Raw genomic sequence first — 24,925 nt, forward strand, 5'->3', positions numbered from 1 at the left:
AATATTTATATACATTACTGGTTATGCCTACTTTAAATACAGCAGATCACCATATAATAAACCTACTATTTATTTAAATAATGAATTTTAAAATAATATACAAATAAGTTTATAAAAAAATATTTTTTCAGCAAAAAATAAAGCCCAAACCTAAAGGTCTGAGCTTTATTTAAACACTATAAAGTTTTAATAGCTGATGGTAGTCAACTGTTCTGTAGGTTGAATTGAACCTTCCGTAAATTCACACAGCCCTTGTTCATCACAAGATAAATTTAGTTGCTTATAGCTAATCGCAAAGCATTCGGAATATTTTTTGATTAGAAAAGGACTCATATCCGATGTTAAAGGCTCTTCACTCTTGAACAATTTAATAATCTTACGATCATTCATCGCTAACAAATAAACTTCATTATTTAATTCAATATGCACTACACCGGTTTGCTCAGCCACAATTGGAACCAAATAAGATTTATTCGCCAGTAGAGTATCTACTGTATAACTTTCAAACTTTGAATTGATAAGGTTGAATACCAAAATTAAACCAAAGCTAGTCTGCAAGCCTTCTGTGTAATTTGCATCTTCTTGAATTCGCAGCACTTTAATACCAAGCTTTTGAAAGTCTAACTCAGTTGCTTGATTTGTTTTTATCAGACTACGTGTAATAGCCTGTTTAAGTGGGTTATCAAAATAACGTTCATCTAACTGAAAATCATTTTGACGCAATATTTTTAACAACATTTCATCATGTTGGGTAAGAACATGCGCAAGTACATTACGGAAGTAAAACTTACTTTGTTTTTTGACCTTACGAACTTGCTGATAAAAATAGATTTCATCGAAATCATGTTCAATAAAATCATGTAATAAACTTGAACTAGCCAATACAGACAATGCTTCATGACCTGTAAATGGTAAATGAATCGTATGTAAGCTAGGTAACAGCTCTTTTATTTTTAAGTAATGTTCACGGTCAATCGAGAAATATGGGTCATAAACAATAACGTATTCACGCGCTGCATCGACATCTTGCGGCTGAATCTGCATGTCCTTGTTTGCTACCGAATCAAAAAACTCAGCGTAGCGTCGGTCTTCAACATGCTCTGGGTCAATTGAATATTGAGGCACAAATGCAATCACACGGTTCATATTCAATAAATTAGAATATTTGATTGCCGCATAGCCGCCCATTGAACCGCCATAACCCACAATATTTTTAAAGCCTTCTAGAATAGGCGAAATTGCTTTTGCCAGCTCAATCATGCTTGCTTGAGGAAACCATGATTTTTGTTTTGGCATTACCCCAATAACATTATATTGGTATTTAATTAGAGACTTTTCAGCATTGATAGATAAGCCACTCGCTCTGGTAATCAAATCGCCAAAAGAGAGAACTAATGTATTAGAATCGCCTGGTAAAAAAATGGCTCTAATGTGTTCGTCTTCAAAAATAATTTGCTTATCCATGCTCACACCGAAAGAAAATTTACTCCCACATACAACGTCAAAAATGAAACAAAATAGGTGTTTTGCCAATTTATGATTGCGGAGTATCTTATTTTATAGATGCCAGTCAGATTAAAAAGCGCAAAATATGACACAATCCTTACATCCTGCCGCTCAAAAAGGCTTCAGCTCAGCTGCTGAACTTTATCAGCAAGTTAGACCTAATTATCCCGCAGAAATAGTAAGTTGGCTGCAAAATTGCCTACAAATACAGGAAAACTCTACTGTTATTGATCTTGGATCGGGTACTGGCAAATTCTTACCCTACTTAAAACAAACACATGCTGATGTTATTGCAGTTGAGCCAATTGGCGAGATGTTACAGCAGCTTCAACAAGTTTATCCTGATATCAAAACATTACAGGCTTTTAGCCATTCAATTCCTGTAGCAGATCATAAAATTGATGCCATTATTTGTGCGCAATCTTTTCACTGGTTTGACAACCTCGACACCCTAACAGAAATGCATAGAGTATTAAAACCACAAGGACATTTAGGGCTAGTTTGGAATCAACGCGACGAACGTACAGATTGGGTCAAGGCTTTAGCTGACTTCCTACTTCCTCTTGAAGGTGACACACCTCGTTACCATAGTGAAAAGTGGAAACGCGTATTTGAACAACAAGATTTATTCATATTTGATAGCCTACAAACATTCACACAGTCACAACACGGTTCTGTCGAACAAGTCGTAAGTAAACGTTTACTCTCTACGAGTTTTATTGCTGCAATGACTGAAAAAGATCAATTACAACTCAAAGCACAGTTTGAAAAAATTGTTTATGATTTTACTGGATTAGGTCCTCAAGATCAGATTGATTTTCCATATATTACGTATGCATATCACTTTCAGAAAAGTACGTTACCCATTAAATAATTAGTGAATAGGTTTGGTTGAAAGTTATGAAGAAAACACCTCAAATCATATTAATGTCTTTGCTTTGCTCTAGCCTATTTCTGACTGCTTGTAAAAAAGCGGATGAGCCTGCTAAGACGGAGCAACCTTCTGCCACCTCATCTACCGATCAGGTTTTAGAAAAACTGAATGAAAGACCTGTTAAGACGTTCCCTGCCACTGCTGATGATGCACACGATATTGCGCTGTTAGAGGATTATGACCGTCGCTTTACAGAAATGAGTGACGAGATGGAAAGTGAATTAGCAAAAATGCATGAAGCTGGAACCCTCACTACAGAGTTTGAGCAACAGCGTACTCTCGATAATGTGCGCTCTGCTCTGACCATGTTAAAAGATTTAGATTTAAAAACTGAGCAGGGCCGTTACATTCAGGGTCTACTTTATCAATATTGGGAAAACCAAGAAAAACACTTGAGTGATAAGCAAGCCAATAAAGATGAACAGATCAATGATCTTGCCGACTATTTACAAGCGCAAAATCAATTAAAATATTGGAAAGCATCGCAACAGAAATAAGCAATGTAGTGGTTATAAAAAAGCCTTCAAACTTATGAAGGCTTTTTTTCAAATTATATATTTTGCTTTTCAACCCAATGAATTGCCTGAACGCGGAATAACTCACATGCACCATCACCAGTATCAGTCGGCGTAAGTGAAGATTTCCAGACCAAATTTTTGTCCTTAATCTCGACAAGGTCACCTTTTAGATAAACTAAATCACCACGTTTAACCTGTTTAATCTGCTGAGCAATCTCAGGGTTTGCAGGAATGATGTGCATGTTAGACACCATTTGCATTGCTTGCTCTGCTGGAACAGGTAATTTAGGAATTTTCCAGTTTAAATAACGGTCATATTGTTTCACTGAAATATGACGTGCGATTTCAGGCTGTGCAAACAATCCCCAACTTACTGCATAGTCGATAGGAGAAAATTTAGCTTGTTCATCATTTTGATAAACTTTTGAACCCAAGATTCTAAAATTGCCTTGAAAAGGTTGTAATACAGAAATAGATTGATCTTTTTCTATCGGGCTCAAACCATTGGCAATATTATATTCACTTGAGGTCGATGCAAATGTTGAACTCATGCCAAGCGCGGCGAGTAAGCCCATCATCAAACGTTGTTTTTTCATCGTGTTACACCTCAAATATTGCTAGATCAAAGTGAATAGATCTTCAATTTATAATAGCTTTAAGCGATGAAAAAAATATCGAAATTTAGTAACAATACAGATCAATTTCGTCTATTTTTGTGCTGAATTAAACAGCTTGTTAATCTTCGAAATCTATTCTCAACGTTTCAAAACGAACCTTGCCTTGTTGAACAGCTTGTGCAATTGCCTGTTGACCCTTTGTAAGTCTAGCTCCACCACTTTTTACATCGAGCAAAATAATATTGATGTCTTCTGCCGTACCATCGCCATCGCGAAAATCGGTATATCCATCAAAGATAATATAGTCCACCGGATCGCCCATGAATTTTGCATCGCTTGGTAAATACTGAAATTCAGGTAAAACCGGAGCAAATTGTTCTGCCATTTTTCCTTTCAACACCGCACGACTTGTATTTACACTTCTCTTTTGTGCTTGAGTAAGCGCTTGTTGATGCTCTAGTTCAAGTTCAGCAATATATTGCTCATATTCAGCCTTAATTCGTCCATTACGTGTATTTGATAAAATAAGAGTAGTGATAATAATGCCAATACCAGCACCAATAAGCATGGCAAGCCATACAGACATAAATTTTCCTTAAAAAGCACGAATTAAGATTACAGATCTAATCATATCTAAAATAACGAAACAGCTTAAACTTTTGTCAAATGTGGTCATCTCCTTCACATAAAAAGATGCTAAGGTATAAAACATAAACAAATGTGCTGCTGAAAATAATTGGATTTATGAAAACGATACTTATTGCAAATCAAAAGGGCGGATGCGGAAAAACCATGACGGCCATTACGTTGGCAACAGCATTGGCACAAAAAGGATATAAAGTAGCATTAGCAGATTCGGACAATCAAAAATCGGCTTTACAATGGTTAAAACAGCGCCCTGATACCGTTGCAACGATTCAAAGCCTAGACTGGCGTCATGAGAAATCAATTGGTGATGCACCCAAAAATCTGGACTATTTAATTATTGATGCGCCTGGTGCACTTTCAGGTGAGCATGCTGAACAACTTATTAGTGAAGCTCATGCCATTATTACTCCGCTTCAGCCTTCATTTTTTGACATAGACAGTACACGTCGATTTTTGAAGCATTTACAAGATATTAAACGTATTCGCAAAGGCAAAGTACAGATTTTGCTTCTTGCTAACCGTGTAAAACCAAACAGTGCAAGCTCAAAAGATATCCAACAGTTCTTTGAAAAAATTGAACAGGAACCTGTTGCATGGATTGCTGAACGCACTGCCTATGGCAGCTTAGCAATGCAAGGTTTAAGCATTTTTGATAAACCCCAAAAGAACTTTATTAGTATCCAAAATCAATGGCAACCTGTTCTAAACAAGTTAATTGAAGATAAAGCTGAGTGGTTTTAAAGGAATTTTAGCCTTTGAAACTGGATGTATAAGGTTCTTTACATTACGGCCTTAAAATTTGCCTCAGGTTATTTTTCAGTTAATATGACTTTATTCTATGTAGAAAATTAGAGAAATATTGTTCGTGCATCCATACGCTCCTAATTTACAGCGCGTTTTATTGTTTGGGCTGTTTTTTATTTTGATTTTTTTAGGATTTAATATCCTGAAATATTTTATTGTTCCTGTACTTTGGGCTGCCATCATTGCATATATGACTTGGCCTATTTATTTAAGAATTCAGCGCTTTTTTGGAGAATCACGTAATACTTTAAACGCAACCCTAATGATTAGTCTGGTCATTTTGGTAGTTGGGATCCCCTTTACATGCGCGGTTTTTATTTTGCAGCATGAGGGGCGTAACTTATATTTTGATTTACAACGTCAGGTTTTTTCGGGTCATTTAAGCGTTCCAGATTTTATTCGTGATCTTCCTTTTGTAGGAAAAGAGATTTCTCGTACACTCAATGAGTTGAACAACGATCCTAACAGCACGATTCAAAATATCGCAGCTTGGGTACAAAGCCATTTAAGTTATGGTCGCGTGCTGCTTGGTGAAATTAGTAAAAATATTGTCAAACTTGGCTTTGCAGTATTTAGCCTATTTTTCTTCTATCGTGATGGACAAATGATTTTATCTCAAGTGAGTAAAGCTTTAGAAATGGTCATTGGCCCTCGTATTCATCATTATCTCGATACAATTTCTGAAACAACTCGTGCAGTAGTCTATGGTGTCGGTTTAACTGCAATTGCTCAAGCCGTTTTAGCTGGATTAAGTTACTTCGTAGCAGGTGTACCAAACCCTATGGTACTCACTATTGTTACTTTCTTATTGGCTTTAATTCCATTTGGTACTCCAATTTCTTATTTAGGCGTTGGCTTATGGTTGTTCTCTCAGGGACAAACTATGGAGGCAATTGGTGTTGTGGTTTGGGGTGTGCTGATTGTCAGTAGCTCAGATAATGTGATTAGGCCACTCGTCATTTCTGGTGCAACCAAAATTCCGTTCTTATTAATTATGTTTGGTGTATTAGGCGGTATTGCGAGTTTTGGCTTGGTTGGATTATTTATTGGTCCTGTAATTTTGGCTATTTTACTGGCAATTTGGCGTGAATGGTTACATGAGACGATTGAGCCTGAACCTATGCCAAAAACGACCATGATTTATGATTCTGAGAGTGAATCGTCTAATGATGAAAAGTGACATAGAGATTTAATTTAAAAATGTTTCTAGATACAAATTAACTATTTAAATTAACTTGTAGGTCAGACCTGTGTTTGTTTGAATCAAACAATCATATATATTTATAAGGACATCCAATCATGCAGATGTTTAATAAAATTGGCGCAGTTTGTGCGCTTACAGCCCTTTTTACCGTTGGCTGTAGTTCGGTAACTAAAACTGTATCAGACACAGCCCAAGCATTAACCTCAATGCATACAAAAAAAGTGGTCGATGTAAATGAAGTGACAGCTAACGGTATTGGCAAAAAAATAGGTACGATTAGCTTTCAAGATAGCGACAAAGGTTTAATTATTACCCCTGCTCTTGCTGACTTACCAAGTGGTACTCGTGGTTTCCATATTCATGAAAACGCTTCTTGTGCACCTGCTGTAAAAGATGGAAAACCTGGCGCTGCTTTAGCTGCTGGTAGCCACTATAACCCGAACCAAGCCCCTCATCATGGTACTCCAACCACTGGCCATTTAGGTGATCTACCTGTTTTGGTTGTTGATAATACAGGTGTTGCAACAACAGCCGTAATCGCACCTCGATTAAAACTTGCTGATATTCAAGGTCGAGCTATTATGATCCATGCGGGTGGTGACAATTACTCAGACTCACCTCAACCTCTTGGCGGTGGCGGAGCACGAATTGCATGTGGTGTAATTAAATAATTTATATATTTTTCAAATTGTGGGTATCTAAAAAGATATCCACAATTTTGTTAATTTATTGATCGTTACAACTTGGTTTAAGTCTAATAAAATCTTAAAAAATGACTGACTTTTGTAGATAAAAAGAATAATATTTTTGAAGTAATAAAAATTTAAAGTTACATACTGCTTTCTCACGTATTCTCTAATTTAGAACAAAAGCCGTGAATTATCTGACCCAAATATTTAATAGCTTTAAGACAAACTCTATTTTAATTTATTGCCTGCAAATTCTGATTGTACTCACTGGCACAACTTTAGGTTTGCTGTGGCTGGGCTATAATCAACTTATTGTTCCCGTAACCTTAGGTGCAATTGCAGCAGCATTAACAGACTTTGATGATCGTTTAAGTATTCGATTACGCAACTTGGTTTATGTCTGCCTGCTCTTTTTTACAGTCAGTAGTATTCTTGGCTTTTTAGCTCCTTACAAAATTTTCTTTATTTTATATCTCTCTATCTCAAGCGCTTTTTTCATATTACTAGGCGCCTTAGGGCAACGTTATGCCACGATTTCTTTTGGCACGATTCTGCTCTCTATTTATAGTATGTTCGGTTTAGGCGAATACGCACATTGGTATCAACAACCTACTTATTTTGTTTATGGTGCTCTGTGGTACGGTTTAACTTCTATTTTATTTTTTATTATTAAACCGACACTTCCCTTACAAGATAAGCTCTCACAAATTTTTAAAGAAATTTCTGTTCTACTACAAGCAAAAGCTCGTTTGTTTGATCCGGACAATAAAGAGAATGTTGAGCAGCTTTTATATGAGTTATCTCTACAAAATACGCAAGTTGCCCAAAGTCTCAATCAAATACGCAGTTCACTACTTACTCGATTGAAAGCTTCCAGAGTCAGTAATAAAAGTATCTATTGGCTAAACCTGTATTTTTTTGCGCGGGACATTCACGAGCAAGCAACCTCTAATTATTTACATTACGAACATATTCAACAGAATTTTAGCCGTAGTGATCTTATTTTCCGTTTCCAAAAAAACCTGCGTCTACAAGCACAAGCATGCCAAGATTTAGCTCAATGTATTTTATATAACCAGCCATATCAGCCTTCGCAAGAAAGTCAGAAAGTATTAGGACATTTGGAAAGTTCTTTAAAAGATTGGATACAACAACATCCACAAAATTTTGAAGTTAAAAATTTAAAACTTATTTTTGATAATTTAAAAGGAATGCATGAACAGTTTGAACAACTGCAATATGCCCAACCTGTTCCTGAAAATAACACTCAAACAAGACAAGAACACTTAAATTTACTTGATGATGATATTCAAGGATTTTCAGATCTTATCTTAAAACTTCGGCAACAACTTACGCCACAGTCAGCGCTGTTTAGGCATGCCATACGAATTGCTGTGGTTTTCGCCGCAGGTTATGCAATTTCACTGTTACCCTTTGCGCAGCATGGTTACTGGATTTTACTGACCAGTTTGTTTGTTTGTCAGATTACTTATTTTGCGACTAAAAGCCGTCTTAAATTAAGAACGATTGGTACCCTACTCGGCGTTTTATTAGGAATACCTATTTTATATTTTGTACCGAGTATTGAAGGCCAGCTCATCATTACAATTATTTGTGGAGTTTGCTTTTTTTACTTACGTCAAAAGAAATATGCTTTGGCTACGCTCATGGCCACCCTTATGGTGCTATTAATTTTCAACTTAAAAGGCGCTGGCTACAGTATTATTTTGCCTCGACTGATAGATACCTTATTAGGCTGCTTTATTGCATGGCTTGCCGTAAACTTTATTTGGCCCGACTGGAACTTTCGAAACATCCCCAATAATATTAATAAAAGCAGCAAAGCGACCTTAGATTATTTCAATGTGATTGTTGAGCAATATCAATATGGCAAAAATCAGGATATAGAGTACCGTCGAATTCGTCGTGCTGCGCATAACGCTCAGATTGAGCTATCCAACATGATTTCAAGCCTAAGTGCTGAACCCAACCCGAACCCTCAACTCATCCATTATGCTTTTCGTTATTTGGTTTATAGCCACAGCCAACTGAGTTACGTAGCAGCGTTAGGAAGCCAACGACAAAAAATTGATGATCAACAGGTATTACAACTCTTACTGGATTGTCAGCAAATTCTTAAACAGAGCTTATTTGATCCGGCTTATATTGATTTCAATTTCCTTGAGCAGACTTTAGCGCAAATTCAAAGCCTAACTACTTATGAGCACTTTTCAGAAAATTACACACTCGTGTTAAAACAAATCAGTTTATTGCTAGAAACTTTGCCAGAACTATTAACACTTAAAGACAAACTTTTAGAACAAGAGATTAAGTAGAATAAAAAAATACCGGAATATCAATTCCGGTATTTTTTTATTTAATTGTTGCCTTGTTGCAGTCTTTCTTGCATTTCCTGCTTCAAAGCACTTCGCGGTTGGCTAAACCAAAGAGTAATAAAGGTAAAGGCAGACAATGCAAAAGCCCATAAATGAAATTGTGTATAGAGATAACGTACAAGCTCAATCATTGCAAAGAAGCTCATCATCAGTAACATTGAAACTGCTGCTGCAACTGTTCCTTTTGATACCTCAGATGACATGAGTGCAAAGCGATATAAGACTGAAAAGCTAATTCCCTCACCAAAACAGATGAGCGTCATGCCTGTAAGCAAACATGGTATGAGATAGGTTTGCCACACTACACCTAATATTAAAATGAGTGTACCAGTGAGCATAATCGGCAAACCCATCATGACGGTTTTACCCAAAGGCAAACGGTCAATAATTTTGATTAAGACAATGTTGCCTACAATCAAACCCAAAAATACGGGAAATTGAGCTAAGCCATATTGCACACTAGTGAGCTTTAACTCATCTACTAAAATGATTGGAGACAAAGCAATCCATAGCATTAAAGGCATACCCACTAAAGGTAACGCAAGGCTTAAACCTAAAAACCGGCGGTTGGTAAACACCTTTTTAAAATCATCAAAAAGATAACTAAAAGGTTGCTTGGTTACACTGACTTGCTGGCTCGGCATCTGTTTTTTCAACCCGATCCAACTGAGTAATGCCAATACAGCGATGGCGACAAAGCCCCAGTGCCAAGACACATAATCAATTAAGAAAGCGCCAAGTACAGGTCCTAGCAAGGGTGCAAGTAATGAGATATTTGCCATGAGTGCCATGACTTTAATCGCATCACGTTCAGCAAAACTTTCTTGAATAGCCGCATATCCAACTGCTGAAATTACGGTTAAGCCAATTCCCTGCAAAAATCTTAAAGCTAGAAATTGCTCGATTTGCGTCGTAAGTAAAATTAAAAAACAGCATAAAGCAAAGAATAAAACTCCTGCTAATAGTACTTTTTTACGTCCGAGACGGTCTGACAATGGCCCAAGTAACCAGGCAACTGTAGCACCGCCTAATAAATAAAATGACATTGAAGAGGGTGCCCAAGTTGCACTTACCCCAAAATCTTCAGTAATTGCCAACATGGCTGGCTGAATCAGGTCATTACCAATATAAACCGCAAATTCAAATAGCACTAAGGCCAACGGAAACATCAACGTTGTACGGTTCAACGTTGTCGTTTGAATATTTTTCATGAGTTGTACACTTCAAAATAGCGGCCATATGTCTGTACGACTACCTATAAAATAAGATGTAGTCATGACGATGACATGTATGGTCAATCAATCTTTAGTTAAGTTGTTATATGCCGTGAGAGTGCATGTTTAGAGTGTGAAACACCGTATTCACAAGGTGTCTAAAACGAGAAAAAATATATGACGTGAGATTCGGTAATTTTTTACCAATTGGCACAATTGCCGAGCGCAACAATAGCACTTTTTAAATTGATCAGCAATCATGCAATTTCAAGAAGCTTAAATTTCAGTTTTTTGCACAAAAGGGCATGCAAATTATGGTTGTGCACAAACTCAAAGTTATCCACATATTCGATAAAAAATTAAGCATCATGGGCAAGGATTAACTTGAAAGTCTGTAGTTTCCTCTCCTTTTGTACATTGATAGCTTTGCTTTTTATTCACAATTTTCCAGATTTGCTGATCTCGTTTTAATAAATATTCAGTACGTGTTTTCGACACCGCATCTGGACTAGGCTCTGTTTGCAAAATAGTAACTTGCGCATTGGAAGGATCATCCGAAGCATTCATTTGCTGCGAAATATCTAAATTGCTTGCATCATTTAAAAGATCTGGTTGATCGAGTAATACAGCCTGTATAGGACTATCAGCAAGTTGAGCAGAAGAATTTTGAGGTGGAGCACAAGCTGTTAATATGCTTAAGCTGAAAATAATCAACAAACCATTCTTTTTCATCACTCTTCCCCTCTATTTACTCAAAATTAATGCTAAAGATAATAGGCCACTTTTTCCTTTTGAGCTTTGTAAATTGTTATAAATTTATTGATATTAATGAGATAGATTAATTTTAAATAGAAATCCAATAATAATTATTGATTTTTTATCAACAATATTTTTCCTATTCATGCATTTTTCTACAACAGTAAATCTCATAGAGTATGCATCAAATATAGGAATTTAATGAGAGCAACCTCCATGAGTAAGATTTTAGTGATTAATGGTGCTAAACAATTTGCCCACTCAAACGGTGAATTAAATGACACATTAACCACCCTAGCAACCACATATCTCACGGAACTCGGCCACGAAGTTCAAGTCACCCGTGCAGACAGCAATTATGATGCTGAAAGTGAAGTTGAAAAATACTTATGGGCAGATGTTGTTATCTATCAAATGCCAGGCTGGTGGATGGGCGCACCTTGGACAGTCAAAAAGTATATTGATGATGTCTTTACCACTGGTCATGGTTCACTTTATGCAAGTGATGGCCGTAGCCGTTCTGATGCCTCAAAAAAATATGGTTCAGGTGGTCTAATTCATGACAAAAAATATATGCTGTCATTGACTTGGAATGCTCCAATGGAAGCATTTGAAGATGCAGATCAATTCTTCCACGGCGTAGGTGTAGATGGTGTTTATTTACCATTTCATAAAGCCAATCAGTTCTTAGGCATGAGCACCCTTCCGACATTTATCGTAAATGACGTGATTAAAATGCCTGACGTTGATAGCTATGTTGAAGAATATAAAGCACACTTAAATACTGTATTTGCAGCAGCCTAATAAGGAGAAATCCATGCTAACCATTATTGCGGAAATTCGTACTAAATCGGGTGGACAGCATCGCCAGAACGTATTGGATGCCTTTCAAAAAATCATTCCAACTGTTTTAGCAGAAGATGGTTGTCATGGTTATGAACCTTTAGTTGATCACAAATCAAATGCGAGCTTCCAAACCCAAGAGCCTGATACGATTGTCATGCTAGAAAAATGGGAAAGTGTTGCTCATCTTGAAGCGCATTTAGCGACGCCTCATATGCAAGCGCATCATGCAGCCGTTAAAGATGATGTAGTTGACGTCAAAATTAAAATTTTAGAAAGCGGCGTATAATTTAGACTATAAAAAAAGACGATATATATATCGTCTTTTTTATTTTTAAGAGCAAAGCTGTGTTTGGAAACCTCTAGAGCCTTTCCCTCTCGCGCATTGATAGCTCTTTTGCTTATTTTGCAATTGCCACTTTTCATCAACTAGCTTAAATGAATATTCTGTTCGGATTGCAGAAACAGAATCATCCATTAAACCTGTTTGGATAACGGTAATACGGGAAACTGTTGGAGATTCTACTCGGTTAAATACTTGCTGAACTGAGGTATTGTTATGCTCTTTTACGATCTCAGGCTGGGCTTTAAGTACTTGTTGCATCGGAGTTTCCGAACCCACAAAAGGAATTAATTTACTGGTCGTCGCACACCCAGTGAAAAGCCCAGCACAAAGCGCTGAAATTAAAAATAAACGTTGCATTTTTATCACCAAAACAAAAGGCATAGCTTTATGATGCTATGCCTTTGTCGGTTACTCTGTAGAAACTATGTAGTTCTAAGGATAGCTACTCTTTTACAGGTCAAATAATTGTTCTTACTCACTCAACTTTAACGACAATCGTTTGATAAAATTAATTTCTATTACACATAACAAATAGGATCATTATGCAACTGACGTATGCGGGACAAGTTTTCTTGGTGGTCGTTGCAGTTTTGATGATTTGGTCATTTGTAATCACCAAGTTTTGGGTCAAGCGTTTAGCTAAAAATCGTAAAAGTAGTAAGTTTGAATTTGCCTATTTATTTGCCGTGGTTTTTAGTATTAGTGCTTTATTTTTCCCATTTACTTATTGGGTTTCTCAGGCAGTCTACGGCTTAGCAACCAAACCAACTTACGATGCAACTGTAGTGAGTTATACTTCGGAATGGGTAGATACTGAACGTACCGACTCAAATGGGCGTAAATATAAAACTAAGACACTGATGCATATTGCTCAGGTTCAATTTAAAGATAATCAAAACAGAACTCTAACTTTAGACAACTCAGTTCGCTCTGGTGATGTACCTGTAGTTGGTGAACATATTACTGTTGTTTATGAATCAGGTGATCACACCGCACAAGAAAAGAGCTGGCGAACAATTCTATTGTTTGCAGCCGCTTTATTTATGCTGTTTATTTTAGGTTATGTGTTGCTCATGATTATTGCCTACAGTCTAAAGCGCGACATGGAACCCTACAAAACATTTGCTAGCAAGTTAATTTTTAAAGTCACACTTCCACTTGGAACAATGGCGATGTTTTCGATGTTGTCTTATTCTATTTTTGCCTATTTCTTCTTAGGTAATCCAAGGGATTTACCTGTGTGGGCCATTACGCTTTGTAGCTTTTTTGCTCTTAGTCTTTTACCGTTGATTTATCATATTGTGACGGGTTGGAAAGCTTACAAGAAATAACTCTATCTAAAGCCACTTGTAAGATAAGTGGCTTTATCAAAAGTTACCCAAACTAAGTTAAATCAACTGGTTGAATATTATTAATTTCGACAAGATTAGGATTAGGCTCGAACTTTAACCAACCATTTTTCATCCACCTTTCCACTAGATTGCTCCCAAGAATGGAAAGTAAGTTATTTAACAATTCGAATTTTGCATAATTATTGAAATAAAAAACAATAATATTACAACGCTGCTGAATAAACTCTCCATTAAAGGAGAATATTTCTTTAATATAATTTTCATCTGATTGGTCCAAAGAGTGTCCCCATATTTGAATATTGTAAGTTTCTTCAGAACTTTGCTTCAACACTCCGTAATCTCTAGTTTTAGCATCAAACATTGTTCTAAAATATACATCTACACTTAAAGAGGGGTTATCTAAGTAACTATTGATTTCATCCTCTAAACTTTTAACTTTTCTTTCCGTAGAGTAAAAATGATTAATAATTTCACTTAAAAAAATATAATCCGTATTTTTATACATTTTCTGATGATATTTAGTAAAACCATATGCTTTTATATTTTTTAATGATTCTGACTTTAAATCTGAAATCCCTAAAACAATATTTTGATTAACACCCGCCTTACCATGTAAGAAATCAACATATCGATCATTATTACAAATCTTAGTGTAAGTATTAGTATAATTAAATGAATAAACCTTATCATAATTAGAAATATAACTATCATCTATACCATTTTTAAACTTAAGATCACAAATCAAACAAAGATACCAGTTAAAAATATCAATAAAATTATTCAAAGATTCATTCAAATCCCCAATACTATTTTCAACCATATAAAAATCATATTTATCAAAGCGCTTAATATATTTATCACTTATAAAATAATTGTAATTCTTTGACTTCAAATCTGTGTAATTAAATTCTCTATATCCATCTGAATCTCTTACTGATTTATAATATTTCTTTTCTAAAATTTTCACACATGATAGAGCATCGCAAGCTCTTTCCCCCAGATAAATAAATTTATTAGAAGTAGAATCGTTACTTATAGATGTTTTTACTTCCAACTCAAGATTGTTATCTTTATTATAAAAATCAGTTATTTTTTCAAATAATTTAGTAAAATAATTTAATACTTCTTCAATCTTTTTTTCGAAATCTATCCAAGTTCTTACCTGTCTTACATGATCAGAGAAATATTGGTACCAAACATTTTCTTTCAAATGTTGCTTTAACTCTATGATTTGGTCAACCGAGATTTTGGTCTCATCTGTTTGATACATTGCTTTTGTATATCTGAAGAAATAATTCTCTTTTTCATACAAAGAGCCAAATAGATCATCAAAGCTCATCTCCCCAACAGATAAATCCCAATTTTCTATAGCTTCCATTGCAACCATAAAATGGTCATACTTTGTAGGCAAATAGTGAGATAAATCGAAGCCATTACCAACTATTAGAATATTCATTGTTATAAAATTCTCATAATAAAAAAGCGCATCTTTCGATACGCTTTTAACAGAAATTCTTTTATTCAATCAAGCATTAAAGATCAAACAATTTACCTGGGTTCATCAAACCATTCGGATCAAATACTTTCTTCAAAGCTTTCATATATTCGATTTCTTCAGGCGAACGTGAATATTCCAAATATGGCTTTTTCGTCATGCCTACACCATGTTCAGCAGAGATTGAACCATCGTATTTTTTAACGGTATCAAACACATATTTATTAACCACCTGACATTTCGCAAAGAACTCATCTTTGGTTAAGTTTTCAGGTTTTAAAATATTTAAGTGCAAGTTACCGTCACCGATATGACCGAACCAACAAATTTCAAAGTCAGGATAGTTTTCTTGAACGATCGCATCAATTTCACGAATAAATGCAGGTACGTGAGTGATTAATACTGAGATATCGTTTTTATATGGAATAAACGGCGCGATTGATTCAGAGATATCTTCACGTAAACGCCATAAGCTTTCTACTTGGTCAAGGCTCTGGCTCATCACACCATCAAGTACCCAACCCTGCTCCATACAATGCTCAAAAATTTCCATTGCTTTATCGAGAATCGGCTCATATGGTGCTTCAAACTCAAGTAATACATAGAACGGGCACTGAGTTTCAAATGGGCGTTGTACATGTCCATGATCTAAAACTTTTTGCATTGCAAGTTCACCAAAGAACTCAAATGCAGTTAGGTCGATGTCTTTTTGGAAAGCATGTAATACAGGCATTACTGCATCAAAGTCAGGAACACCTAAAACTAAAACTTGTAAATTTTGTGGTTGACGCTCAAGTTTAATTTCTGCTTCAGTCACTAAACCTAGTGTGCCTTCACCACCAATAAACAAATGCTGTAATGCATAACCAGTTGCATTTTTAACCATGCCTTTGTTTAAACGCAGAATGTCACCTTTACCAGTCACTACAGTTAAACCAAGTACCCAGTTACGTGTCATACCATATTTAATGACTTTAATACCGCCGGCATTTGTTCCGATATTACCGCCAATCTGGCTAGAACCTGCGGATGCAAAGTCCACTGGATAATACATACCTTGTTCTTCTGCATAATTTTGCAATTGCTCAGTCACAACACCAGCTTGCACTCGAACCATACGATCTGCCGGGAAGAACTCAAGAATTTGGTTCATTTTGTCCATGCTAATGACAATTTCACCATTGGTTGCTACCGCACCAGCAGAGAGACCAGTACGACCACCTGACGGTGTAATCGCAACATTAAACTGGTTCGCAAGCTTTACAACTGCCTGAACTTGTTCTGTCGTTGACGGAAAAACGATGACCGATGGGTTCGGATTAAAATGCTTGGTATGATCTTTACCCCAGTTTTCGAGACTATCAGCATCAGTTTTAATACGGTTTTCACCGACGATTGCTGTTAATTGGGTGAGTAACTCAGGTGTTAAAGCGACTGGAGCATTCATCGTTTGCAGACCTAGCAAGAAGTAAACTGTGGTGGGACTATGACCTCATAATTCTCAAGGTTCTCACCTGAGCAAAGTCATAATGTTCAAGGAACTCCTATATTCTACATGTATCCGCGCAAGCGATAAAGTTCAGAATAGAGATACTGTCACTACAAAACATGTTTAACGTAAATAAATACTTTCTATGGGGGCTTTCAGAGAAAAATCACATTTATCCCCCTACCAAGCATATTTTAAAATGCTCGACAAGCCATAAACAGAAGTGATTAGACATAGATAAAATTGCCATAAGGCGATGGTATAAACGAAATATCTATAGCGCTGCCCAGTATGTTATTATACCGCCACCAAATTTGGCCTTTGTAGCGGAGCCGTAATGAGCCAACATCTTTCACTACCTAAAGATAAAATCCGTTTCCTTTTGTTAGAAGGCGTTCACCAAAACGCAGTCGATACTTTAAACGCTGCGGGTTACACCAATATTGACTATCGTAAAACTGCTCTTGAAGGCGAAGCGCTTAAAGAAGCAATTAAAGATGCTCACTTTATTGGTATTCGTTCGCGTACCCAATTGACTGAAGAAGTTTTCGAAGCTGCAAACAAATTGATCGCAGTAGGTTGTTTCTGTATCGGAACAAACCAAGTTGATCTTAAAGCAGCAATGGCACGTGGTATTCCTGTATTCAACGCACCGTATTCAAATACGCGTTCGGTTGCAGAGCTTGTACTTGCTGAAACGATTCTTCTTCTTCGCCGTGTTCCTGAAAAATCGGCGGCTTGTCATCGTGGTGGTTGGGACAAGTCTGCTGTCGGTTCTTTTGAAACTCGTGGCAAAACTTTAGGTATTGTGGGTTACGGTTCCATCGGTTCTCAACTTTCAGTTCTTGCTGAAAGCATGGGTATGCATGTTATTTATTATGATGCAGTAACCAAGTTACCAATGGGTAATGCTCGCCAAGTTGGTTCTTTAGATGAACTTTTAGCAACTGCAGATGTTGTAACGTTACATGTGCCAGATGTTCCGTCTACACGTAACTTCTTCACTAAAGAACAATTTGCGAAAATGAAAGAAGGCGCGATCTTCTTAAATGCTGCACGTGGTACATGTGTAGTGATTGAAGATTTAGCCGATGCAATCAAGTCTGGTCATATTGCTGGTGCAGCAGTTGACGTATTCCCGAAAGAACCTAAAGCAAATGGTGAAGAATTCCAGTCTCCACTTCGCGGCTTAGACAACGTGATTTTAACTCCTCACGTTGGTGGTTCAACCATGGAAGCACAAGCAAACATTGGTTTAGAAGTTGCAGAGAAATTTGTTGCTTACTCTGACAAAGGTATGACACTTTCTGCGGTAAACTTCCCAGAAATCGCGTTACCATTGACTGCTGGTCAACACCGTTTATTGCATATCCACAAAAACGTACCGGGCGTATTGTCTAAAATCAACAACTTGTTTGCTGAGCAAGGCATCAACATTTCTGGTCAGTCACTTATGACTAAAGGTGACATCGGTTACCTCATCATGGATGTTGACGCTTCTGCTTCTCAAGAAGCTTTAGATATGTTGCATGAAGTTGAAGGTACAATTCGCGTGCGCGTATTGTTCTAATACGAACTGTAAATTCAAAAGCCACAGCATTGTCTGTGGCTTTTTTATGGGTATTTACATTATCATGTGAAAAGTATACCAATTGATCAAATAATAAAATGTCCACTTTAAACCAGAAATCTCAGCTACATGCTTTGGGTTTTCTTATTCTTGCCATGTTAAGCGTTCAAAGTAGCGCATCTTTAGCTAAAATTTTATTTCAGAACTTCCCTGTACTGACTGTTTCTGCAATGCGGCTATGTTTAGGTGCAATTATTCTTGCCATTATTTTTCAAATTTGGCGAATTAATTTTAATCAGGTCCGCTGGAAAGCAATCTTAGCTTATGGATTTGCGCTTGCAGGCATGAACGCCTTATTTTATCTGTCGATCGAACGCTTACCGATTGGAATTGCAGTTGCTTTTGAATTTATTGGCCCTTTAAGTGTAGCGTTATACCACGCACGGCAAAAATATGATTTTGTTTGGGTGAGCTTCGCAATTATTGGGCTGATTTTACTTTTCCCTTTCAATCAGGCTCATAGCTTAGATTGGATCGGCGTTTTATTTGCAATTAGTGCAGGGGCTTGTTGGGCGCTTTATATTATTGCTGGGCAAAAACCTTCTGGTATTTCAGGTAATCATACGGTGTGCTTGGGAATGAGTGTAGGTGCATGCATCTTATTACCCATTACCTTTTTTTCAAACTCGATCGGTCAAGTGATTGAACTTCCCTATCTTTTTTATTTTATTGGTTTGGCAATTTTAGCCAGTGCTCTTCCATTCTCTTTAGAAATGCTAGCCCTACGTAATTTAACGCCCTTAAGTTTCGGGACATTAATGAGCCTAGAGCCCGCAGTTGCAGCACTTTCCGGTTTTATCTTCTTGGGTGAATATCTTTTATGGAATCAATGGTTAGCACTTGCAACCATTATCACTGCTTCTGTTGGTTGTACCGTAACCACCCAAAAAGCTCGCCAAGAACGTGAAAAAACAGCAAGTTAATTTAATGAAATCTGCCAGCTAAAACATAGTATTCGTTATAATTGTCCACCATTATTTTTAGACATCAGATGAAGCGCTAGAGTATTTTCCATGCAAAATCTTCCAATTATTGCTGTGCTGTATATGATTTTGTCGATGGTTTCGTATCAAATCAGCGCTTCATTTGCCAAGCAGCTCATTGCTACATTAGACCCGCTCACTGTCACAATTTTAAGGCTGAGCTTTGCAACAGTCATCGTCGCGATCATGTTTCGATCTTGGAAAATCTGGTCACGCTTACCCTATTTAAAATGGCGTGATTTATTGATGTACTGCGCTTCTTTAGGCTTAATGAATATCCTATTTTATACCTCACTTGGAAAACTACCTCAAGGTATTGCTGTTGGATTAGAATTTATTGGTCCATTAGGCCTTGCACTTCTTTCTATTAAACAAAAGAGTGACTACATTTGGGTAGCACTAGCCATGTTAGGCATTGCACTCATGGTACCTTGGCAAAACCCTATTCAACACCATTTCTCGTATGTAGGTGCAGCATGTGCACTAGGTGCCGGACTTTGCTGGGCTTTCTATATCTATTTCGGTCATAAAGTTGTGACCCAAAATATCGGGATGCACGCATTAACGATTGGGATCGGTGTATCTGCACTTGCGTTATTGCCAATTGGAATCTGGCACAATGCTCCTGCATTACTTGAAACACAGTACTGGGGTAAAGCCTTACTTATTGCGGTGTTAGCGACTGCAATTCCATATGCACTTGATTTAATGGCTCTCAAACAACTCAATAAATTAACTTATGGGACTCTAACGAGTTTAGCACCAGCATTGGCAGCATTAACGGGTTTCTTATTGCTTCACGAAGAAATCAGCATGCTGCAATGGGTGGCTTTGGCTTGCGTAATGCTGGCCTCTATTGGTGTTACTTTAAGAAGTACTAAAAAGGCTGCATAGGTTTACTCTACTGCTGCTTTTTATACTTTTTATATTCCTTTAAATATTTATTACCCAGTGTCTCCTTTTCGCTGTCTTTAAGAATTTTTCCGGCTTGTTGAAAAAACTTATGTTCTTCTTCTTTTAAATGATGATGGACTTTTTCACTCAACTGTTTGGCGGTTGCTAACCAGCTTGGGCTACTCATATCGGTTTGTTCAAGTTGTTCGACCAACTCATCCATTTCATGATGTTCAGATAAAGCATGTCTCGTAATATCTAAACCAACATCATCAAACATTAAAGGAATATAGAGGTAACGATCTTCTGCAACTGAATGGGCATAAAGTTCATTTTTTAATGCATCAAATAATTCTTTTCGTTCTTCGGTTAAACCGTGTGTCTGAATGAGTTGTTCAGAAAGGTCACGTTGATTTTCATGGCTTTCTCTTAATGCTTCGAAAATATTCATTCTCTTCCTCATTTTTAGCTAAAAAATCTTTTTTATTTCAAGGTTTATCATACGTTGAAATTTATAATATTTAAGTAGCTTAAAATGAGACTATTTTTTACACAGTTCTCTTTCTAGTAAATTTCTGTAATGATTTTTATATTTATAGCTTTAAATGATACACAAAAGTATGAACTGCATTTTTGAGGCAGCTCATACTTTCAATCTTATTTAACCCGTAACAAACATTTGATAGCCCAAACGGCAAATCAGAATACTCACCAAAATTAAAAAGATAATTCGTACAAAACCACTGCCATATTTAAGTGCAGTACGTACCCCAACAATAGAACCTAGCACGTTAGCCGCTGCCATCATTAAACCAATATGTAAAATAGCGTGACCAGTCGGGATGAGAAAACTCAGCGCAGCTAAGTTCGTCATAAAATTACCAATTTTTGACAAAGCTGAAGCATGCAAGAAATCAACTTGTAAAAAACGGATAAAGAAGAAAATAAAGAAACTACCAGTACCCGGCCCAAAAATACCGTCGTAGAAACCAATGGCCAAACTACCAATACCAGCTAAAATTAACATTTTCGTGGTAATTTTTTGCTCGGTATGAACTTGACCGAAGTTCTTTTTAACTAGGGTATAAATCGCAATCACAATCAACATCACGAAAACGAAAGGACGCAATACCGATTGAGGAATAAGTGACAAACATGCCGCGCCGGCAAAAGAACTAATCAAGGCACAAATGGCAATAACGGCTAAAAGCTTCCATTGCAATTTTACTTTTTTAGCAAATGTATAAGCCGCCGATGCCGTACCAAAAATGGATGAGACTTTATTGGTACCAATCACCGTAGCAGTCGACATGTTAGGAAAAGTGCTCATGATCCCCGGAATCTGGATAAGTCCACCGCCGCCTACAGCAGCATCAATTGCTCCTGCAGTAAACGCAAAAAAGATCAAACTAAGGATAACGTCCCATTCCATGCCCATGCTCTATACTCTACATCTACTACAAATTTAAGATACGCTTAGGTACCAACCGTTTTTTATCGGTAATCTCGGCTAAGCCTAAACAGCGCTCACCCGAAAACACCAAAACTTCTGCTTCTGCAGAATGTTCAATATTGCTTTCTAAACCGTTGCAAAAATATTTTTCACGCCCTTCTGGAACCTGAATTTTTAAGAAATGGTCAACTGGTGCATAAACTGGAAGTAGCAAAGCTTCTCTTTGCTCTTCTGTTAAACTTTCCAGATATTCAATGGTATAGCTCGGTATAAGCTCAAAATGTCCTGTTTGAGTCCGGTTCAGCATCGTTAAATGCCCACCACAACCGAGTGCTTCACCAATATCTTCACCTAATACACGGATGTATGTACCTTTAGAACAGGTTACATCCAGAGTGATACTATTTTCGGTAAATTCAATAAGCTCTAAAGCATAAATCGTGACTGGACGCGCTTCTCGCTCAATCTCTATACCTTTTCTCGCCAACTCATATAACGGCTTACCTTCTTTTTTCAAAGCCGAATACATGGGCGGAACTTGTTGAATATCGCCTCTAAACTTTTCTAAAGTTTGTTCAATAAGTTCTTGGTTAAGAACAGGAATAGGACGCTCTTGTAAAATCTCCCCTTCCACATCACCTGTTGTTGTGGTCTGTCCCAATCGAACAGTGGTTTGATAACGCTTTGTTGAGTCCAGCAAATAATGTGAGAACTTGGTTGCCTCTCCCAAACAAATCGGGAGCAAACCTGTCGCCAAGGGATCTAACGCTCCAGTATGGCCTGCTTTTTGGGCGCGATATAACCAACGCACTTTTTGCAAAGCCGCATTTGAACTTAAGCCTAATGGTTTATTTAACAGAAATACACCACTGATATGGCGACGAGAAATTTTTTGATTTTTTGTCGTCATTTTTACTGGAACACAAAGCTAGAAAAAAGTGCCGACATGTTAGCAAATTCGGCAAGATATTTTCACAATATTTAGGTGCCTTTTCACTTATTTTATGGCACATTAATGAACGAGTAAAAAAACAACAAATTAAAACTTAAGGAAGATATCTTTATGCAAGGGATGCAGAAGAAGGTATTGTGGTGCGTGCTCGGATTTTTTATTTTGGGCCTCATTGCATGTGTATATTGGCTAAGCCCAGAATCAAAAAATACATCAACTCAAGTCAGTGAAAAGACAGCTCAAAATTTAGCATCAGCTCCACCCACAAATAACTCAACACTAAATGCAGATGCCTACCATAGTAAAAGTCAGCAAGATACTGAAGTTAACTGTCAGTTAAAAATTGATAGTTCTCAACATTTGGTCATTAACAGTCAAACACGTGACTGCTTTGAATATTTTATTACCCAATATGGAGAAAATGATTTAGAGCAAATTAAAAATCACTTTGGACAATTTATTCAGGGAAAATATTTAGAGCCAGCTCGCTCACAGATTCTGGATTTATGGGGTCGCTACTTAAAATATCGTGAACAGCTTGCTCAAATCCAAACGCCCTCGTCAAAACAACAAGATAAAAATTATTTTCAAAAAATCTTTAATTCAATTCAAGATCTAAGAAAACGTTTCTTTTCGTCCGCTGAAATTGATGGACTCTTCTCAACTGAAGATATCTATCAGAACTACACGCTAGATCGTATGCAAATACTTGAGGACTCTTCTTTAAGCGAAATTGAAAAGGCGCAAAAGCTTAAAGAACGCTTTGAACAGCTACCAGAAGACTGGCAACAGAACCTGCAAGAACTCTCTAAACTTGATGACTTACATGCACTGACCAAACAAATTAAAGCGCGCAATGGTTCAGCAGAAGAACTTAGAAAAATGCGTACAGCACTTGTTGGAGCCGAGGCGACTCAACGATTAGAAACTTTAGATACACAGCGTAGTGCTTGGCAGCAAAGGGTCACAAGTTACTTGAGTGGACGAGATGAAATTATTAAAAGCAATATGAGCGATAGTGCTAAAAACCAAGCCATACAACAATTACGCCAACAACAATTTAACTCATCACAAGAACAATTAAGACTTCGAACTTTTGAAACGGTCCATGATCAGGGAGGTGAACTGCCATTTAATTATTAAGCCTTTTCTTTTAGGAACTGGCTAAACAAGCACTAGCAGTAAGAAGCTGCTTTTCATACAAAATAAAAATAGTGAGTAAAAAATGAAAAGGAAGTTAACGTTTTTTTGCGCTGCAATGCTCTCAGGATTGAGTGTTTCAGCGGCCCATGCCACAAATGCTGAACAAGTTAAAAACTCGTTCGTCTATTCATCTTATGCACAAACCAAATATCCACTGGTTTTTAACCACGGTATGGCAGGTTTTAACCGAGTTGGGACAGATACACTTGGTCTCGATTACTGGTACCAAATTCTTCCTGATCTGGCACGTAATGGAGGAAATGTCTGGGCAACCAGAGTGTCACCTTTTAACTCAACAGAAGTGCGTGGTGAACAACTTGCCCAGCAAGTAGAAGAGATTATTGCCATTACTGGTAAGCCTAAAGTCAACTTGATCGGTCATAGCCATGGGGGCCCGACAATTCGCTATGTGGCCGGTATCATGCCAGAGAAAGTTGCCTCACTCACCACGATCGGTGCACCTCACAAGGGATCACCAATGGCAGATGTGATCCTGAACGTTGAGGGTACTCCTCTGTCTGGACTGGCAACGTTAGTAAACTGGTTTTCAGCAGCCATTACTTGGGCAGGAGGCCTAGACCCAACAAGCTATCCGCATGACTCTTTAGCAGGTGCTCATAGCTTATCAACTCAAGGTTCAGCTCAATTTAATGCTCAATTCCCTATGGGTGTACCAACTACTTCTTGTGGTGAAGGGACATACCAAGAGAAAGGTATTTATATGTATTCTTTCTCGGGGAATAAAGCGCTGACCAACCCATTAGATCCATTTGATATTGCGCTTACAGGCAGTAGTTTAGTAGTCGATCCATTTGGTGATAATGATGGACTTGTTTCCCGATGCAGTGCCAAATTTGGTAAAACAATTCGTGATGATTACAACTGGAATCATTTAGATGAAGTGAACCAAGTACTTGGTATACGTTCTATTTTCGCTTCCGATCCTGTATCAGTTTATCGTCAACACGCAAACCGTTTGAAACTTCAAGGACTATAGTT

General features: G+C 37.2%; 25 protein-coding genes. 14 read left to right on the forward strand and 11 right to left on the reverse strand.

Features of this window, described 5'->3' with window-relative positions; translation table 11 throughout:
- Nucleotides 1–186: 186 nt before the first annotated feature.
- Nucleotides 187–1,464 (reverse strand): hypothetical protein, encoded by a 1,278-nt coding sequence (locus tag ACTJJH_RS04755; protein ID WP_032036657.1) that lies wholly within the window; start codon nucleotides 1,462–1,464, stop codon nucleotides 187–189.
- Nucleotides 1,465–1,591: 127 nt separating this feature from the next.
- Between ACTJJH_RS04755 and ACTJJH_RS04760 the strand changes: the two genes are divergently transcribed.
- Nucleotides 1,592–2,380, forward strand: coding sequence for a class I SAM-dependent methyltransferase (locus ACTJJH_RS04760; protein WP_327742106.1), 789 nt, complete (start codon nucleotides 1,592–1,594; stop codon nucleotides 2,378–2,380).
- A 26-nt stretch (nucleotides 2,381–2,406) separates the two neighbouring features.
- On the forward strand, nucleotides 2,407–2,937 hold the full coding sequence (locus tag ACTJJH_RS04765; RefSeq protein ID WP_005067173.1) for a hypothetical protein: 531 nt from the start codon (nucleotides 2,407–2,409) through the stop codon (nucleotides 2,935–2,937).
- A gap of 53 nt (nucleotides 2,938–2,990) precedes the next feature.
- Here the strand turns inward: ACTJJH_RS04765 and ACTJJH_RS04770 are convergent, their stop codons facing one another.
- A complete protein-coding gene (locus tag ACTJJH_RS04770; protein ID WP_005067171.1) occupies nucleotides 2,991–3,554 on the reverse strand; it encodes a hypothetical protein in 564 nt (187 codons plus the stop codon).
- Between the two features lie 139 nt (nucleotides 3,555–3,693).
- The gene (locus ACTJJH_RS04775) at nucleotides 3,694–4,161 is read right to left on the reverse strand and encodes a Holliday junction resolvase-like protein (protein WP_002116954.1); all 468 of its coding nucleotides are present in this window, start codon (nucleotides 4,159–4,161) and stop codon (nucleotides 3,694–3,696) included.
- 158 nt (nucleotides 4,162–4,319) lie between these two features.
- Between ACTJJH_RS04775 and ACTJJH_RS04780 the strand changes: the two genes are divergently transcribed.
- The 4 genes from ACTJJH_RS04780 to yccS all read left to right on the forward strand — a co-directional run bounded on the left by ACTJJH_RS04780 (nucleotide 4,320) and on the right by yccS (nucleotide 9,256).
- The gene (locus tag ACTJJH_RS04780; protein ID WP_005804567.1) at nucleotides 4,320–4,964 is read left to right on the forward strand and encodes a ParA family protein; all 645 of its coding nucleotides are present in this window, start codon (nucleotides 4,320–4,322) and stop codon (nucleotides 4,962–4,964) included.
- Nucleotides 4,965–5,088: 124 nt separating this feature from the next.
- Nucleotides 5,089–6,207 (forward strand): AI-2E family transporter, encoded by a 1,119-nt coding sequence (locus ACTJJH_RS04785; RefSeq protein WP_002117074.1) that lies wholly within the window; start codon nucleotides 5,089–5,091, stop codon nucleotides 6,205–6,207.
- Nucleotides 6,208–6,332: 125 nt separating this feature from the next.
- A complete protein-coding gene (sodC, locus tag ACTJJH_RS04790) occupies nucleotides 6,333–6,902 on the forward strand; it encodes a superoxide dismutase family protein (RefSeq protein WP_075383285.1) in 570 nt (189 codons plus the stop codon).
- Nucleotides 6,903–7,105: 203 nt separating this feature from the next.
- A complete protein-coding gene (gene yccS, locus ACTJJH_RS04795) occupies nucleotides 7,106–9,256 on the forward strand; it encodes a YccS family putative transporter (RefSeq protein WP_005067165.1) in 2,151 nt (716 codons plus the stop codon).
- 41 nt (nucleotides 9,257–9,297) lie between these two features.
- Here yccS and ACTJJH_RS04800 read toward each other — a convergent pair whose 3' ends face one another.
- Together ACTJJH_RS04800 and ACTJJH_RS04805 are read right to left on the reverse strand one after the other, a co-directional pair.
- On the reverse strand, nucleotides 9,298–10,527 hold the full coding sequence (locus tag ACTJJH_RS04800; protein ID WP_346524923.1) for a chloramphenicol efflux MFS transporter CraA: 1,230 nt from the start codon (nucleotides 10,525–10,527) through the stop codon (nucleotides 9,298–9,300).
- Between the two features lie 369 nt (nucleotides 10,528–10,896).
- Complete coding sequence (locus ACTJJH_RS04805) at nucleotides 10,897–11,265, reverse strand: hypothetical protein (RefSeq protein WP_014207798.1); 369 nt, start codon at nucleotides 11,263–11,265, stop codon at nucleotides 10,897–10,899.
- Between the two features lie 237 nt (nucleotides 11,266–11,502).
- Between ACTJJH_RS04805 and ACTJJH_RS04810 the strand changes: the two genes are divergently transcribed.
- Together ACTJJH_RS04810 and ACTJJH_RS04815 are read left to right on the forward strand one after the other, a co-directional pair.
- Complete coding sequence (locus ACTJJH_RS04810) at nucleotides 11,503–12,090, forward strand: NAD(P)H-dependent oxidoreductase (RefSeq protein ID WP_167562976.1); 588 nt, start codon at nucleotides 11,503–11,505, stop codon at nucleotides 12,088–12,090.
- 13 nt (nucleotides 12,091–12,103) lie between these two features.
- Complete coding sequence (locus ACTJJH_RS04815; RefSeq protein WP_174723203.1) at nucleotides 12,104–12,418, forward strand: putative quinol monooxygenase; 315 nt, start codon at nucleotides 12,104–12,106, stop codon at nucleotides 12,416–12,418.
- 45 nt (nucleotides 12,419–12,463) lie between these two features.
- On the opposite strand, the gene ACTJJH_RS04820 is transcribed toward ACTJJH_RS04815, so the two are convergent.
- A complete protein-coding gene (locus tag ACTJJH_RS04820) occupies nucleotides 12,464–12,832 on the reverse strand; it encodes a hypothetical protein (protein ID WP_017400479.1) in 369 nt (122 codons plus the stop codon).
- Nucleotides 12,833–13,017: 185 nt separating this feature from the next.
- On the opposite strand from ACTJJH_RS04820, the gene ACTJJH_RS04825 reads away from it, so the two are divergent.
- The gene (locus tag ACTJJH_RS04825) at nucleotides 13,018–13,806 is read left to right on the forward strand and encodes a hypothetical protein (protein ID WP_005804559.1); all 789 of its coding nucleotides are present in this window, start codon (nucleotides 13,018–13,020) and stop codon (nucleotides 13,804–13,806) included.
- A 52-nt stretch (nucleotides 13,807–13,858) separates the two neighbouring features.
- Here the strand turns inward: ACTJJH_RS04825 and ACTJJH_RS04830 are convergent, their stop codons facing one another.
- Nucleotides 13,859–15,283, reverse strand: coding sequence for an AbiH family protein (locus tag ACTJJH_RS04830; protein WP_069141250.1), 1,425 nt, complete (start codon nucleotides 15,281–15,283; stop codon nucleotides 13,859–13,861).
- Between the two features lie 76 nt (nucleotides 15,284–15,359).
- Nucleotides 15,360–16,769 (reverse strand): FAD-binding oxidoreductase, encoded by a 1,410-nt coding sequence (locus tag ACTJJH_RS04835; RefSeq protein WP_002116692.1) that lies wholly within the window; start codon nucleotides 16,767–16,769, stop codon nucleotides 15,360–15,362.
- 379 nt (nucleotides 16,770–17,148) lie between these two features.
- On the opposite strand from ACTJJH_RS04835, the gene serA reads away from it, so the two are divergent.
- From serA to ACTJJH_RS04850, 3 genes are all read left to right on the forward strand, one after another.
- Nucleotides 17,149–18,381, forward strand: coding sequence for a phosphoglycerate dehydrogenase (gene serA / locus ACTJJH_RS04840; RefSeq protein ID WP_005067152.1), 1,233 nt, complete (start codon nucleotides 17,149–17,151; stop codon nucleotides 18,379–18,381).
- Nucleotides 18,382–18,479: 98 nt separating this feature from the next.
- Nucleotides 18,480–19,364 (forward strand): EamA family transporter, encoded by an 885-nt coding sequence (locus ACTJJH_RS04845; RefSeq protein ID WP_440600809.1) that lies wholly within the window; start codon nucleotides 18,480–18,482, stop codon nucleotides 19,362–19,364.
- A 90-nt stretch (nucleotides 19,365–19,454) separates the two neighbouring features.
- Complete coding sequence (locus ACTJJH_RS04850; protein ID WP_014207805.1) at nucleotides 19,455–20,318, forward strand: EamA family transporter; 864 nt, start codon at nucleotides 19,455–19,457, stop codon at nucleotides 20,316–20,318.
- A gap of 7 nt (nucleotides 20,319–20,325) precedes the next feature.
- Here ACTJJH_RS04850 and ACTJJH_RS04855 read toward each other — a convergent pair whose 3' ends face one another.
- The 3 genes from ACTJJH_RS04855 to truB form a co-directional block, all read right to left on the reverse strand.
- Nucleotides 20,326–20,769, reverse strand: coding sequence for a hemerythrin domain-containing protein (locus ACTJJH_RS04855; protein WP_141314797.1), 444 nt, complete (start codon nucleotides 20,767–20,769; stop codon nucleotides 20,326–20,328).
- Nucleotides 20,770–20,979: 210 nt separating this feature from the next.
- Nucleotides 20,980–21,756 carry a sulfite exporter TauE/SafE family protein gene (locus ACTJJH_RS04860; RefSeq protein WP_000525218.1) on the reverse strand — a complete coding sequence of 259 codons (777 nt, stop codon included), beginning with the start codon at nucleotides 21,754–21,756 and terminating at the stop codon, nucleotides 20,980–20,982.
- A gap of 19 nt (nucleotides 21,757–21,775) precedes the next feature.
- Nucleotides 21,776–22,681 (reverse strand): tRNA pseudouridine(55) synthase TruB, encoded by a 906-nt coding sequence (gene truB, locus ACTJJH_RS04865; RefSeq protein WP_032004865.1) that lies wholly within the window; start codon nucleotides 22,679–22,681, stop codon nucleotides 21,776–21,778.
- Nucleotides 22,682–22,834: 153 nt separating this feature from the next.
- Here truB and ACTJJH_RS04870 point away from each other — a divergent pair, with 153 nt between their 5' ends.
- Nucleotides 22,835–23,866 (forward strand): lipase secretion chaperone, encoded by a 1,032-nt coding sequence (locus ACTJJH_RS04870; protein ID WP_274862047.1) that lies wholly within the window; start codon nucleotides 22,835–22,837, stop codon nucleotides 23,864–23,866.
- A 115-nt stretch (nucleotides 23,867–23,981) separates the two neighbouring features.
- The gene (locus tag ACTJJH_RS04875; RefSeq protein WP_080591800.1) at nucleotides 23,982–24,923 is read left to right on the forward strand and encodes a lipase family alpha/beta hydrolase; all 942 of its coding nucleotides are present in this window, start codon (nucleotides 23,982–23,984) and stop codon (nucleotides 24,921–24,923) included.
- Nucleotides 24,924–24,925 lie beyond the last annotated feature (2 nt).

The sequence above is a fragment of the Acinetobacter sp. 22301 genome (assembly GCF_052045285.1).
GTDB classification, from domain to species: Bacteria; Pseudomonadota; Gammaproteobacteria; order Pseudomonadales; family Moraxellaceae; genus Acinetobacter; species Acinetobacter pittii.